We start from the raw sequence: 14,450 nt of genomic DNA on the forward strand, positions 1-14,450 counted from the left end.
GCGTGCCTGCGCCGGTCCGTCCGACGCAAAAGAGGAGAACACCATGTCCGCTCGAAAAACACTTCCACTCTGGATCGCAGCACTCGCACTGCCCGGCGCAGCGGTCGCCAACGCCGATCTGGCGAAACTGATCAAGGATCCGAAGAACTGGGCCATGCAGGCCGGCAACTTCGAGAACCAGCGCTACAGCACGCTGAACCAGATCAACAAGTCGAACGTGAAGAACATGAAGGTGGCCTGGACCTTCTCGACCGGCGTGCTGCGCGGTCACGAGGGCGGCCCGCTGGTGATCGGCGGCATGCTGTTCGTGCATACGCCCTTCCCCAACAAGGTGTTCGCGATCGATCTCGAAACCCAGAAGATCAAGTGGAAGTACGAACCGAAGCAGGATCCGACCGTGATTCCGGTCATGTGCTGCGACACGGTGAACCGCGGCCTGGCTTACGCCGAAGGCAAGATCCTGCTGCAGCAGGCGGATACGGTGCTGGTCGCGCTGGACGCCAAGACCGGCAAGAAGCTGTGGGACGTGAAGAACGGCGACCCGAAGATCGGTGAAACCAACACCCAGGCGCCGCACGTGTTCAAGGACAAGGTGATCACCGGCATTTCCGGCGGCGAATTCGGCGTGCGCGGCCGCGTGACCGCCTATGACCTGAACACCGGCAAGATGGTGTGGAAGGGCTACTCGACCGGCCCCGACGCCGAAATGCTGATGGATCCGGACAAGACCATGACCTGGACCAACGGCAAGATGGCGCCGGTGGGCAAGGATTCGTCACTCAAGTCCTGGCAGGGCGACCAGTGGAAGATCGGCGGCGGCTCGACCTGGGGCTGGTATTCCTACGACCCGCAGGAAAACCTGATGTATTACGGTTCGGGCAACCCCTCGACCTGGAACCCGTCGCAGCGTCCGGGCGACAACAAGTGGTCCATGACCCTGTGGGCACGTGATGTCGACAACGGCAAGGTCCGCTGGGTCTACCAGATGACCCCGCACGACGAGTGGGATTTCGACGGGGTGAATGAAATCATCCTTGCCGACGTCGACGTGAAGGGCAAGAAACGCAAGGTGGCGGTGCATTTCGACCGTAACGGCTTCGCCTACACGCTGGATCGCGTGACCGGCGAACTGCTGGTGGCCGAGAAATTCGACCCCAAGGTGAACTGGGCAACCCATGTCGACATGAACACCGGCCGTCCGCAGGTCGTGGCCAAGTATTCGACTCGCCAGAACGGCGAGGACGTGAATACGAAGGGCATCTGCCCGGCCGCACTCGGGTCCAAGGATCAGCAACCGGCCTCGTTCAACCCGAAAAATGGCCTGTTCTACGTGCCGACCAACCATGTCTGCATGGACTACGAGCCGTTCCGCGTCGAATACACCGCTGGCCAGCCGTACGTCGGCGCAACCCTGTCGATGTTCCCGGCCCCGGGCAGCCACGGCGGCATGGGCAACTTCATCACCTGGGACGCAGGCAAGGGCAAGATCGTCCAGTCCAAGCCGGAGAAGTTCTCGGTGTGGTCGGGATCACTGGTCACTGCCGGGGGCATCGCCTGCTACGGCACGCTTGAGGGCTACCTCAAGTGCGTGGACGCCGACGACATCAACAAGGAACTGTTCAAGTTCAAGACCCCATCCGGCATCATCGGCAACGTAACTACCTGGGAATTCAAGGGCAAGCAGTACATCGGCCTGCTGTCGGGCATCGGAGGCTGGGCCGGCATCGGTCTGGCGGCCGGGCTTGAGAAGTCCACCGACGGCCTGGGTGCGGTGGGTGGTTACGCCGAACTGGCCAACTACACCGAACTGGGTGGCGTGATGACGGTGTTCGCCTTGCCCTGAGCGACCGTTTCACCCCGCAGGACACCTGCCCCGGCACACGGGGCAGGATGACGGCGCCCGGTATCTTCCGGAGCGCCGTTTTTTTCGTCCGGACTGCCTCATTTTTAGGCAAAACCAAGTGTTCCGTTCCGGAACGCTGGGGCGGTACACCCTGCCCGGCAGCGCGTTGCGCGCTGCAACATCTGGCGATTTCATCCATGTTGCAGCGCGCCACTAACGGCCCCTTCAACCGCCTCAAACGCAATAAAGATAGCCAGAGAGCGAAAAATCAAAAACACGTCAAGTTTAAAATTTTAAGAAGATGAAGGGAAAACTTCCCGCTGTTCAAAAATCGTGTGCTATATCTTCATTACCTCGACGCCCGGGGGCACTTATGGGCGTTGTAGGGCAACAGCGGCCGGAGCCTTCGACATGGGGTGTCCGGTCACATTTTGGTAGCAATGAGGAGGAGCCTATGTCTAGCAAGATGAAACAACTGCCCCTGTGGGTCGCCGCACTGGCCATCCCGGGCACCGCTCTGGCCAATGCCGACGTCGCCAAGCTGATCAAAGACCCGAAAAATTGGGCAATGCAAGCCGGTAACTTCGAAAACCAGCGCTACAGCAACCTGAACCAGATCAACAAGAGCAACGTCAAGAGCCTCAAGGTGGCCTGGACCTTCTCGACCGGCGTGCTGCGCGGTCACGAAGGCGGCCCGCTGGTCGTCGGTGACACCCTGTTCGTGCACTCCCCCTTCCCCAACAAGGTTTTCGCGATCGATCTCGAAACCCAGAAGATCAAGTGGAAGTACGAGCCGAAGCAGGATCCGTCCGTGATCCCGGTGATGTGCTGCGACACGGTGAACCGTGGTCTGGCCTACGCCGAAGGCAAGGTGTTCCTGCAACAGGCTGACACCGTGCTGGTCGCGCTCGACGCCAAGTCCGGCAAGAAGCTGTGGGACGTCAAGAACGGCGACCCGAAGGTTGGCGGCACCAACACGAACGCCCCGCACGTGTTCAAGGATAAGGTTATCACCGGTATTTCCGGCGGTGAATTCGGTATCCGCGGCTACGTCGCTGCCTACGACATCAACACCGGCAAGCAGGTGTGGAAGGGCTACTCGACTGGCCCCGACGCCGAAATGCTGATGGATCCGGAAAAGACCGTCACCTGGACGAACGGCAAGCTGGCTCCGGTCGGCAAGGATTCCTCGCTGAAGACCTGGCAAGGCGACCAGTGGAAGATCGGCGGCGGCACGACCTGGGGCTGGTACTCGTACGACCCGCAGGAAAACCTGATGTACTACGGTTCGGGCAACCCCTCGACCTGGAACCCGTCGCAGCGTCCGGGCGACAACAAGTGGTCCATGACCCTGTGGGCACGTGATGTCGACAGCGGCAAGGTGCGCTGGGTCTACCAGATGACCCCGCACGACGAGTGGGACTTCGACGGCATCAACGAAGTGATCCTGGCTGACGTCGACGTCAAGGGCAAGAAGCGCAAGGTCGCGGTTCACTTTGACCGCAACGGCTTCGGCTACACGCTGGACCGCGTGACCGGCGAACTGCTGGTGGCTGAAAAGTACGATCCGAAGGTGAACTGGGCGACCCACGTCGACATGAACACCGGTCGTCCGCAGGTCGTGGCCAAGTACTCGACCCGCCAGAACGGTGAAGACGTGAACAGCAAGGGCATCTGCCCGGCCGCTCTGGGTTCGAAGGACCAGCAGCCGGCAGCGTTCAACGCCAAGAACGGTCTGTTCTACGTGCCGACCAACCACGTCTGCATGGACTACGAGCCGTTCCGCGTCGAATACACCGCTGGTCAGCCGTACGTCGGCGCAACCCTGTCGATGTTCCCGGCCCCGGGCAGCCACGGCGGCATGGGCAACTTCATCACCTGGGACGCAGGCAAGGGCAAGATCGTCCAGTCCAAGCCGGAGAAGTTCTCGGTGTGGTCGGGCGCTCTGGTCACCGCCGGTGGCATCGCCTGCTACGGCACGCTCGAGGGTTACCTCAAGTGCGTCGATGCTGACGACATCAACAAGGAACTGTTCAAGTTCAAGACCCCGTCCGGCATCATCGGCAACGTGAACACCTGGGAACACAAGGGCAAGCAGTACATCGGCGTGCTGTCGGGTATTGGTGGCTGGGCCGGTATCGGTCTGGCAGCCGGTCTCGAAAAGCCGACCGACGGTCTGGGTGCCGTGGGTGGTTACGCCGAGCTGGCCAACTACACCGAACTCGGTGGCGTGATGACGGTGTTCGCACTGCCGTAATCGGCGGTCGGACAAGAAGGGCGCTAGAAGCGCCCTTCCGCAGCACACTGAACGGGCACTTCGCGGTAACGCAGGTGCCCGTTTTTTCATCCTCCAGCACACCTCGGGAAAGCGACACTTTCGCGATTTTCTCAAAACAAAATCACTGTTCCCGGTGTCAGCCTGTCGGCTCGGGATGCAGCCTGCGCGCGCTTCCCGCTACAACAACACGAGCCCTGCCACCGGAGGAGAAACCCCAAGATGAAGCTTCGACTGTCCGCTGCCGTACTCGGCCTCGCCGCCACCTTCGGCCTGCCGTCGGCCCACGCCCAGGAAAGCGTGACCGGCGACGACAAGGTACTGCGCGTCTGCGCCGACCCGAACAACATGCCGCTCTCGAACGAAAAGGGCGAAGGCTACGAAAACAAGATCGCCGAACTGCTGGCCAAGGATCTCGGCTACAAGCTGGAGTACGCTTTCTTTCCGCACCGCATGGGCTTCGTGCGGATGACGCTGAAGGCCAAGCACCCGGAAATTCCAGGCAAGTTCCGCTGTGATCTCATCGTCGGCGTACCGGTGGGTTTCGACCTCGGCGCGACGATCAAGCCCTACTACCGCTCCACTTATGCGATGGTGTTCAGACAGGGCCGCGGCTTCGACAGCGTGAAAACCCCGGACGACCTGCTCAAGCTGCCGCCGGAAAAGCTGTCCAAGATCCGCTTCGGCGTGTTCCAGCAAACACCCCCGGTCGACTGGCTGCTGCGCAACAAGCTGTTCGACCAGGCCATTTCCTATCAGCGCCAGTCCGGCGACCCGGGCGCCTATCCGGGCGAAATCGTCGAGAAGGATCTGGTCGGCGACAAGCTGGACATCGCGATGGCCTGGGGGCCGATCGCCGGTTACTTCAGCAAGAACTCGGGCGCCCGGGATCTGGTGACCGTCGCCTTCCCGCCGGAGAACGAGATCAAGTTTGACTACGCGATCACGATGGCGGTCCGCTTCGGCGAAAAGGACTGGAAGAACAAGATCGACGAAACCGTGCAGCGCAATCTGCCGGCGATCGAAGGCATCCTGAAGTCCTACGGCGTACCGCTGGTCAGCGAAGCACAGGCCAGTCACACCGCTGCCGACCGCTGAATCACCGGCCATGCGCAAAGCCCAGCCCCTGCTCTGCGCCACGCTTGCCTGTGTGCTGCCGCTGCCGGCCAGCGCGCTGGGCGAGCGTGACATCGCCGCGCTGATCAGCCTGCGACCGAGCGTGCTCAAGGTCGAGGCCTCGGACGCGCGCGGTAATGTCGGCGTCGGCACCGGCGTGGCGGTGGCGCCCGGCGTCATCGCAACGGCCTGTCATGTGACCGCCCACGCCACCACGTTGCGAGTGGTGTCCAATGGCGAACGCATGCAGGTGAGCGGCCAGCGTGCCGAGGTCACCCGCGACCTGTGTCTGCTGGACGTGCCCGGTGCGTCGCAGGTACCGCCGGTGCCCCTGCGCGACACCCCGCTCAGGCCGGGCGAGGAGCTGGTGGCGCTGGGCTACATCCTGGGTGCGGCACCGCGGGTGAGCAACGGCACCGTGCTGCGGCTGCACGATCACGATGGTGGCAAGGTGATCCAGAGCACCACGCCCTTCACCTCGGGCGCCAGCGGCGGCGGCATGTTCGACCGCGACGGCCGCCTGGTAGGGCTGATGACATTCAAGTTCAGGGCCGGCAACGACAACCAGTTTTCAGTGCCGTCCGCCTGGATCGCCGAGGCGCTCCGGCTGCCGCCGGGCCCGGAGGTCGCGCCGCTTGCCGGCCGCGCCTTCTGGGACGCGCCGGAAGCCGGTCTGCCGCCCTTCCTGCAGACGTTGCGCATGGAAGCCGAAGGTCGCTGGCCAGATCTGGAAGCGCTGGCCCGGCGGTGGATTGCCGGCGAACCGGCCAGTGCCTCCGCCTGGCATGCGCTCGGCCGCGCCCAGGCTGGCAGCGGTCGCGGCAGCGAGGCGCTGGAGTCATTCGCGCGCGCGGACGCGCTCGAACACGACAATCCGGTCTTTCTGAGCGACCTCGCGCTGGCACACTACAGGCAGCACGATGATCAGGCTTACGCCCGCACCCGGGCAGAACTCGAACGCATCGCACCGTCCGCGCTGCCCACGCTGGATGCACGCGCCGGTGCCTGCAAACCCGATATTCCCCAACCCTGCTGAATTCACCAACGGGCACAGACCCGGCACCACGAGAGGAGTCGTCATGAAGTTCCGCAACACCCTGCCCGCCCTGCTGTGCGCCCTGCTGGTCCACGCCGGTATGGCCCGGGCCGAACCGAGCCAGGAAATCACCGAAGCCGAAAAGCAGCTGTTCATGAACGATCAGCTGTCCGGCCTGAAGGCGCCAACCACGCTGAGCTATTCGTTCAAGCGCAGCGGCAGCCAGGAGGCCGCTTTTCAGGACACGGTGGAAGTGCGCATCAGCGAGGACAAGGGTGCTCGCAAGGTGAGCACCAGCTGCCTGAGCGGCGCTCGCAAGACCGAAATTCCGGAGATCGACTCGGCCCAGAGCAATCCGGCGCTGATGTGTTTCCTGGAGCGCGACATCCGCGAAATGGAGCGGCTGACCGGCGGCAAATCCAACTACTTCCGCAAGCGCATCCGTCTGGCGCTGTCCGAAGGCCCGAAGGGCACACCGGTCAAGGTGAGCTTCAACGGCAAGATGGTGGACGCGAAGGAATACCGGATCACGCCTTACACGAACGATCCGAACAAGCAGAAGTTCTCAAAGTACCTCGGCAAGACCTATCTGTTCGTACTGTCGGACGCGCTGCCCGGCGGGCTGTACCGGGTCGACACCGTCGTGCCCGACGGCGGCAAGGACGGCAAGTCCGCGCTGATCGACGAGGACATGGTGCTGGCCGGCGTTTCGGCAAAGAACTGAGGCCCGACCGGGCCGGCGGTCCGCGGCAACGCGGACCGCTTCACTCCCGCTGCAGCACTCCCTCCCGCAGCAAGCCGGCGAACGTGACGGCCGGCTGCGGGCGGGAATACAGATAGCCCTGCATCAGGCCGCAGTGCCGGCTGCGCAGGAAGTCGCGCTGCGCCACCGTTTCCACGCCTTCCGCCACCACGCCCAGTCCGAGCGCGTGAGCCAGCGCGAGTATCGCCTCGACGATGGACGCCCCGCTCGCATCGTCCGGCAGGTCGCGCACGAAGCTGCGATCAATCTTGAGCAGGTCGATCGGAAACTGCTTCAGCGTGGACAGCGACGAATAGCCGGTGCCGAAATCGTCGATCGACAGCATCAGTCCCAGCGACTTGAGCGCCCCCAGCGTGGTCATGGCCTGCTCCGGCTCCTGCATGACCGCGCTTTCGGTCAGTTCCACGTGCAGGTAGCGCGACGGCAGGCCGGTGCTTTCCAGCGCATAGGCAATCGAGGTGAGCAGGGAGTCGGAGCGGAAGTTGTGCGCCGACAGATTCACCGCAACCGGCACCACCGGCAGACCTTCAGCCAGCCAGGCCGCCATCTGGCGGCAGGCCTCCAGCACCACCCATTCACCGAGCGGCACGATGAGTCCGGTTTCTTCGGCCACCGGAATGAACTGCACCGGCGACACCGTGCCGCGCTGCGGATGTTCCCAGCGCAGCAGCGCCTCGGCCGACACGATGCGACCGCTGGCGGCGTCCACCTGAGGCTGGTAGTGCAGCACGAACTGCGACTGTTCCACCGCGCGCACCAGATCCTGCTCCAGCGACAGGCGTTCGACCGCCTGCAGCTGCATCGCTTCGGTGAAGAATTCGTAGGTATTGCGACCACGCTGCTTGGCGGCATACATGGCCATGTCGGCATGGCGCAGCAGCGTTTCCGGATCTTCGCCATTGTCCGGAAACACCGCGATGCCGATCGAGGCGGTCACCGCCAGTTCGACATGGGCCACCTGCAGCGGCGCACCCAGTTCGGCGCAGATGCGCGCAGCCACCCGGGCCGCATCGTCGACGCGCGCCAGATCGGTCAGCAGCACCGTGAACTCGTCGCCCCCCAGCCGCGCCACCACCTCTTCCGGCGCCTGGTCTTCGCGCGCCACGATGTCGGCGCTGCGGATGGAACCGACCAGCCGGCTCGCCACTTCGCGCAGTATCTGGTCGCCCAGCGTGTGGCCGAAGCTGTCGTTGATGCGCTTGAGCCGGTCCAGATCCAGGTACAGCAGCGCACAGCGCGAGCCGGTGCGCTGCGAACGCGCCAGCGTGTGGTCCAGCATTTCGCGGAACATCTGGCGGTTGGCCAGCCCGGTCAGGCTGTCGTGATAGGCCAGGAAGCGGATGCGACGTTCCGCCTGCTCGCGCTCGGTCACGTCCTGGGTCACGCCCTCGACACGCACCACGCGGCCGAACTCGTCGCGCTCCGGCACCGCGTGTTCGTGCAGCGACACGATGATGCCGTCGCCGCGCTGCACGCGAAAGCTCATCTGATAGGGCTCGCCCGCGCGCGCGTGCTCCATCGCCTCGCGCAGGTGCTGGCGATCCGGACTGAGCACGCGAGCCAGCAGGCCGAAGGGCACGGTGTGCAGCGCCGCCGGCACCTCGCCCCACAGGTCCAGGCAGATGGCGCTGCGTTCGCAGCGGTCTTCATCGACATGCCAGACCCAGCCGCCCAGCCGCGCCACCCGCTGCGCCACCGCCAGCCGGCGCTCGGAAGACTGCAGTTCGCTTACCGTCTGCGCCGCACGCAGCGCGTAACGGATGCGATAGACCAGCAGCGTCCAGTTCAGCGGCTTGGTGACGAAGTCGGTCGCGCCATGTGCATAGGCACTGTCGATGGATGTGGTGTCGTCCATGCCGGTGAGCATGATGATGGGCAGCGTGCGGCCGTGCGGATGGGCGCGCAGCCGCCGGCACACCTCGAAGCCGTCGATACCGCCCAGGCTCACGTCCAGCAGCACCAGCGAAAACTCGTGCCGCCCGAAAAGCTCGAGCGCGCTTTCGCCGTCGGCCGCTTCCATCACCTCGAATCCGGAAGCAATCAGGGCTTCGGCCGCGAGCAGCCTGACCATCACATCATCATCAACCAGCAGTATCACGTGCGGACTCCCGGGGTCTGCGCGTCGCCGGCCAGCCGGTCGAGCGCGTCGAAAGTGTGCAGCAGAATGCCTTCCAGATCACGCTGCGCCTGTGCGTCGAAACGTGCATCGCCGGCTCGCGCCGACGTTTCCACCCCGCGGGCGCTTTCGAAGGCGCGGCGCGCACCCAGCGCGCCGCTCGAACTTTTGAGGCGGTGCGCCGCCTCGCGCAGCGCCTCGGCATCGCCCGCGGCAGACGCGTCTGTCATGCGCGCAAGACTGGCGCCCGCCTCGCGCCGGTACAGCACGGCCATGCGCGCCAGCAGATTGCTGCCCGGGCTGCGCATGCCAGGTACGCTGAACAGCTGTTTCTCGTCGATCAGCACGACGTCGGCCGAAGGCACCGGCAGCAGCGGCGACGGGTCGGCCGGGGGCCGGGCGCGCAGGCCGATCACTCTTGCCAGTTCGCGCAGCGGTATGGGTTTGGGCAGGTAGTCATCCATGCCGGCCGCAAGGCAGCGCTCACGATCGCCGCTGAGGGCGTTCGCGGTCAGCGCGACGATGGGTACCGGCGGCCGCGACAGTTCCTGCTCCAGCGTGCGGATGCGGCGGCAGGCTTCGAAACCGTCCATCACCGGCATCTGGCAGTCCATCAACACCAGATCGAAAGACTCGCGCGACACGGCGCCCAGCGCGATCAGCCCGTTCTCCGCGGTATGCACGCCGCAGCCCAGTTCGGTCAGCATGTCGAGCGCTATCTCGCGATTGACCGGGTGGTCCTCGACCAGCAACACCTTCATCCGCGGCGTGGTGGCGCGGCTGGCCGGTGTCGCCGACGGCGCCGCTGCCTCGCCGAGCATCAGCACCAGTTCGCCGCGCAGCACCGGCTTGCGTATGACGGGCAAGGTCGACAGCACCAGGTCCGGGTCAGCGAAGCCCTGCACGCAGATCAGCGGCGGCGGATTGCCGAGGCGCTCATCGAGCAGGCGCGCCAGCTCGACCGCTCCGCCGTCGCTCAGCTGCTGGGCGCACAGCACCAGTTCGAAAGGCACGCCGCACAATTCGGCCCGCATCAGCGCCGCCATCGCCTGCGTGGCATCGGTGCAGAGCGCGCTGTCGATGCCGCCTTCCGCCAGCAGCGTGACCAGGTTCTGCGCGCTGCGCACCGCCTGATCGACCACGAGGGCACGTCGCACCGCACCCGCCTGCCAGCTGACCGGCTCGGTTTCCGCGCGCTCGAAGGTCAGGCTGAAACGGAAGTGCGACCCGTAGCCCGCCACGCTGCTGAAACCCAGGGTGCCGCCCTGAGCCGTGATCAGTTCGCGGGTGATGGCCAGACCGAGACCGGTGCCGCCGAAGCGCCGGGTGGTCGAACTGTCGGCCTGGGAAAAGGCATCGAACACCCTGGCCGCAGCGTCCGCCACGATGCCGGTGCCGGTGTCGATCACGCCCACCTCCAGCCGGACTCGTCCGGGCGACGGTTCGGAACGCGCCACCGACACTTCGATCATCACTTCTCCGACGGCGGTGAACTTGACCGCGTTCGACACCAGATTGATCAGCACCTGGCGCAGCCGGTGCGGGTCGCCGATCAGCGCATGCGGCAGCGCCGGAGGAATGCTCAGCGCCAGTTCGATGCCCTTGCTGCGCGCCGGATCGGCGAACAGCATCACCACATCCTCCAGCACCTGGCGCGGCTCGAACGGCACGTGTTCGAACTGCAGTTTGCCGGCCTCGATCTTGGAAAAATCGAGCACGTCGTTGATCACCCGCAGCAGGGATTCCGCCGAGCCGGAAATGCCGTCGAGATAGCGCCGCTGCCGCTCGTCCAGCGGTGTGCGTTCAAGCAGGCCGGCCATGCCGATCACGCCATTCATCGGCGTGCGGATTTCATGGCTCATATTGGCCAGGAAGCGGCTCTTCGCCTCGCTCGCCGACTCCGCCTGTTCCTTCGCCTCGCGCAGTTCGCGGGTGCGCGCCTCGACTTCGCTTTCCAGCCGGTCGCGGTGCGCGCGCAGTTCGCCGTCGCGCAGCGCGATCTCGCGCAGCATTTCGTTGAAGCGGTCGGTGAGCTGGCCGATCTCGTCATTGCCCGGTCGCGGTACGGTCACGTCGTAGCGTCGCTCGTCGACCACCGCCCGCGCCGATTCGATCAGCGCCTGCACCGGGTCGGTGATGCGGCGCTGCAGACCGGCCGACAGCCGGTAGGCGAGCAGGAATGACAGCCCGGTGAGCAGCGCATTGAGCAGCAGGATGAAAGCGGTACGCCGCCACAGGGGCAGCAGGTCGGCCTGCAGCACGATGATGCCGAGGTGCTGGCCGTCATCCACCAGCGGACGCGCGAGCAGCAGATCGGTCGACCACGGCACGCCGATCACCGCCAGCCGGGACAGGCCGGCCATGCCCGCAGGCGGAGGCTGCGCTGGCGGATAGGTGGCAAAGGACGAACCGTCGCTGAGCAGTATCCATGCGCGTACCACGGCCGGCACGCTGGACACCGCAGCCAGCGTCGCCGCGGCCGAGTCCGTGTCGCTGAACGCGAGTGCCGATGCGCTGTTGGCACCGATGATGCGGGCGGTCGCGTCGAGCTGGTCGATCAGGCGTTCGCGCTCGTTGTACAGGCCGCCCAGCGAATACACCGCGAAATTCAGTGCCAGCGCCGCCGCCAGGCAAAGCAGCAGGATGCGCTGCAGCTTGATGCGCAGAGGCAGGTCTACCAGTTCGGACAGGAAGCGCTCAAGCCGCCTCATCGTGCCCGCCCCCCGAGGTTGCGCGCCAGCTTGAGAAGCTGCGAACTGGCGCGCAGTCCGGCCCGTTGCAGTGCCGGCTGATTGATGTCGAACTGCAGGCGGTCGCCGCTGCGCACCAGCCCTATCATGCCGCCTTCGTCGATGAAGTCCTCGCCATCGCCCACGGTCAGCACGCCCTGCGCCGGCAGCTGTCGCAGCAGGCCGGCCAGCCGGCGCGTGCCCGGTTCGGCCAGCACGGCGACATGGCAGGCCACCGCATCGGCCGGTGCGACGTGTCGCAGCACCTGCAGGGTACGGCCGGCAAGCACGCGACCGTCGAACTGGGACAACGCGGCACCGAAGCCTTCGCCGCCGATCACGCAGATCACCAGCGGACTGCCGGCGGGCGCACCGTCCGGCCACTCCACATACTTCGCGAAATTGAACACGAAGGCCGCCTTGAGCTGGTCCTCCGGCACGTCGGTCTGCGCAGCCGGCTGCCGCACGACCGCCAGGGCGCACAGCACGGCCAGCACCCGCAGCAGCGTCATGCCCGATCCGGAGCGCATGTCAGAAAGACCACACCGCTTTCAGGTAGGCCGCGCGCTGGATGGCGAGCGGCGATGACGGCAGCGTATCCGCCACGTACTGCGCGCGGCGCGCATGCAGCAGGTTCTGGCCGACTACCGACAGTTCAAGGTCGCGCCTGACCTGCCAGGCAAGCCGGACATCGGCATCGGTGTAGCCGCCGATGCCGCTGGGCTCCACACTGCTCACGCTGCGCAGCCAGGCGTCGAGCTGCCAGTCGGCGGCCAGGTTCCAGGACGAGCGCAGCGACAGCCGGTGCCGCGCATCGGCCGAGTAGATGAAGAAGGAGGTCAGCGGCAGCACGGTCGGGAAGCGCCGGTCCAGTGCGGTCGAATCCGTGTAGGTGTAGGCCGCGTGCAGGCTCCAGTCCATGCTGTACCGGTAATCCGCCGCCAGTTCGAAGCCGTAGGCGCGGCTGTCGTCGGTGGTGCGCACCTCGAGTTCGGTCACCCGGGTCAGCGCCGGCAGCGCCACCACGCCATCGAAGGTGACCACGTACTCCGCCTGCCGCCGGTAGCGGGTGGCGAAGGCGGCCGCATCGAGCGTGAGCGCCCCCTGCCGGTAGCGGTACCCCAGTTCGACCGTGCTGGCGGTTTCGCTGCGCATGTCTTCACCCTGACCGTTACTGCGCACCCGCCAGCCACCCGCCAGCGGTGCCGGCAGCGGGAAGGGGCCGAGGTCGGCCCTGAAGTCGCGCAGCGCGCGCGAGGGCTGGCGCGTGGTGCGCGACACGGCGGCCCAGTAGCTGTGCGCGCCTTCCGGCGTAAACATGAGTCGCGCCGTGGGCTGCAGTTCGGTCCGCGCCAGGCTGCTTCCTTCGACCCGCGCCCCGAGCACCAGATTGAGCCGCTCGGGCAGCAGCGTGATGTCGTCCTGCACGAACAGGCTGGTCCAGGTGATGGTGCGTCGCGGTGGCTGTATTGCGCCACCGATCAGTTGTACGTTCAGATCGTCGCGGGTATGCCGGTAGCCCAGCCCCCACACGATGTCGTGCCGGCCCTCGCCGCGCGCCTCCCGACGCTGGAAGTCGATGTCCAGCGTGTTGCGCTCGTCATCTATCGGCCCGACCGGATTGGCGATCTCGAATGCGGCGTAAGCGTAGGAGGCCTGCAGCGAATAGTCGGCCCCTTCAGCGGTATTGCCGGCGTAGCGCGCCATCAGATGGTTTTCGCGGGTTTCGATGCGGCCGGGCACCGGCACGGTGCCGAACTGGAAACGGGTGAGATCCAGTTCTTCGCCGTGGCGGGCACTGCTGACTCCGCCGCTCAGCGCCAGCGTGTCGCCGCCGGGCAACCGGGTTTCCCAGCTGAAACCGCCGGCCGAACTGTAGCCGCCGTCATAGCCGATGCGGCCGTCCGGCCGTTCGCTCTGGCCGACCACCCGACGCTTGCCCCAGATGCGCGCGCTCTGGCCCTCGCCCGGCTGAAAGCCGTAGCGCACCGCCAGCCAGTCGAGTTCGCTGCCAGCCCCGGCGCTCACCAGGGTGCCCTGCGTGTCCTGCGGGCGACGGGTGATGATGTTGATCACGCCATTCATCGCGTTGCTGCCCCACAGCGCACCGCCTGGACCGCGCACCACCTCGATGCGGTCGACGTCTTCCAGCATCAGGTCACGGTCTTCCCATACCGTGCCGGAGAACAGTGTCGAATAGACGCTGCGGCCGTCGATCAGCACCTGCAGCTTGTTGGCGAAGCGGCCGTTGGCGCCGCGCAGCGAAATCGCCCAGGTGCCGGACGAAATGCGGCCCACCTGCACACCGGGCGCCATCTGCAGTGCTTCGGGCACTGAGGTGGCACCCGAACGCTGGATGTCTTCCCGGGTGATTACGAACACGGCCGCCGGGGTATCGCCCAGCGACTGAGGTTTGCGTGCGGCCGTGGTGATCTTGATCTGCAGAAGGTCTTCGAGCGCCAGTCCGCCCAGATCGGGCGCTGACTGGGCGACTGCCTGTGACGCGGAGCACAGCAGCAGAACAGGCAGCCAGGGGCTCAGGGAATCAACAGAGGTTAGCAACGGTCTTCTC

At 65.6% G+C, this 14,450-nt stretch carries 9 protein-coding genes; 5 read left to right on the forward strand and 4 right to left on the reverse strand.

Annotated elements, in window-relative coordinates; all coding sequences use genetic code 11:
• The first annotated feature begins 43 nt into the window (after nt 1-43).
• The 5 genes from METUNV2_RS0115300 to METUNV2_RS0115320 all read left to right on the forward strand — a co-directional run bounded on the left by METUNV2_RS0115300 (nt 44) and on the right by METUNV2_RS0115320 (nt 6,994).
• Nucleotides 44-1,843 carry a methanol/ethanol family PQQ-dependent dehydrogenase gene (locus METUNV2_RS0115300; protein ID WP_018230349.1) on the forward strand — a complete coding sequence of 600 codons (1,800 nt, stop codon included), beginning with the start codon at nt 44-46 and terminating at the stop codon, nt 1,841-1,843.
• A 454-nt stretch (nt 1,844-2,297) separates the two neighbouring features.
• Entirely contained in the window at nt 2,298-4,100 is a 1,803-nt protein-coding gene (locus tag METUNV2_RS0115305; protein ID WP_026188206.1) for a methanol/ethanol family PQQ-dependent dehydrogenase, read from the forward strand.
• 240 nt (nt 4,101-4,340) lie between these two features.
• On the forward strand, nt 4,341-5,216 hold the full coding sequence (locus tag METUNV2_RS0115310; RefSeq protein ID WP_018230351.1) for a quinoprotein dehydrogenase-associated putative ABC transporter substrate-binding protein: 876 nt from the start codon (nt 4,341-4,343) through the stop codon (nt 5,214-5,216).
• 10 nt (nt 5,217-5,226) lie between these two features.
• On the forward strand, nt 5,227-6,270 hold the full coding sequence (locus METUNV2_RS0115315) for a S1 family peptidase (RefSeq protein WP_018230352.1): 1,044 nt from the start codon (nt 5,227-5,229) through the stop codon (nt 6,268-6,270).
• Nucleotides 6,271-6,313: 43 nt separating this feature from the next.
• Entirely contained in the window at nt 6,314-6,994 is a 681-nt protein-coding gene (locus METUNV2_RS0115320; protein WP_018230353.1) for a hypothetical protein, read from the forward strand.
• Nucleotides 6,995-7,034: 40 nt separating this feature from the next.
• Here METUNV2_RS0115320 and METUNV2_RS0115325 read toward each other — a convergent pair whose 3' ends face one another.
• Genes METUNV2_RS0115325 through METUNV2_RS0115340 form a run of 4 tightly spaced genes read right to left on the reverse strand, consistent with a single transcriptional unit; the run spans nt 7,035 to nt 14,440 of the window.
• Complete coding sequence (locus METUNV2_RS0115325; protein WP_018230354.1) at nt 7,035-9,131, reverse strand: putative bifunctional diguanylate cyclase/phosphodiesterase; 2,097 nt, start codon at nt 9,129-9,131, stop codon at nt 7,035-7,037.
• Nucleotides 9,128-11,860 (reverse strand): response regulator, encoded by a 2,733-nt coding sequence (locus METUNV2_RS0115330; protein WP_018230355.1) that lies wholly within the window; start codon nt 11,858-11,860, stop codon nt 9,128-9,130. Before METUNV2_RS0115330 ends, METUNV2_RS0115325 begins: the two co-directional genes overlap by 4 nt.
• Nucleotides 11,857-12,390 carry a YfiR family protein gene (locus METUNV2_RS0115335; RefSeq protein ID WP_018230356.1) on the reverse strand — a complete coding sequence of 178 codons (534 nt, stop codon included), beginning with the start codon at nt 12,388-12,390 and terminating at the stop codon, nt 11,857-11,859. The genes METUNV2_RS0115330 and METUNV2_RS0115335 overlap by 4 nt, the downstream gene beginning before the upstream one ends.
• A 19-nt stretch (nt 12,391-12,409) precedes the next feature.
• On the reverse strand, nt 12,410-14,440 hold the full coding sequence (locus tag METUNV2_RS0115340) for a TonB-dependent receptor plug domain-containing protein (protein ID WP_018230357.1): 2,031 nt from the start codon (nt 14,438-14,440) through the stop codon (nt 12,410-12,412).
• Nucleotides 14,441-14,450: the final 10 nt, after the last annotated feature.

The sequence above is a fragment of the Methyloversatilis universalis EHg5 genome, assembly GCF_000378945.1.
In the GTDB taxonomy this organism is placed as follows: Bacteria; Pseudomonadota; Gammaproteobacteria; order Burkholderiales; family Rhodocyclaceae; genus Methyloversatilis; species Methyloversatilis universalis_A.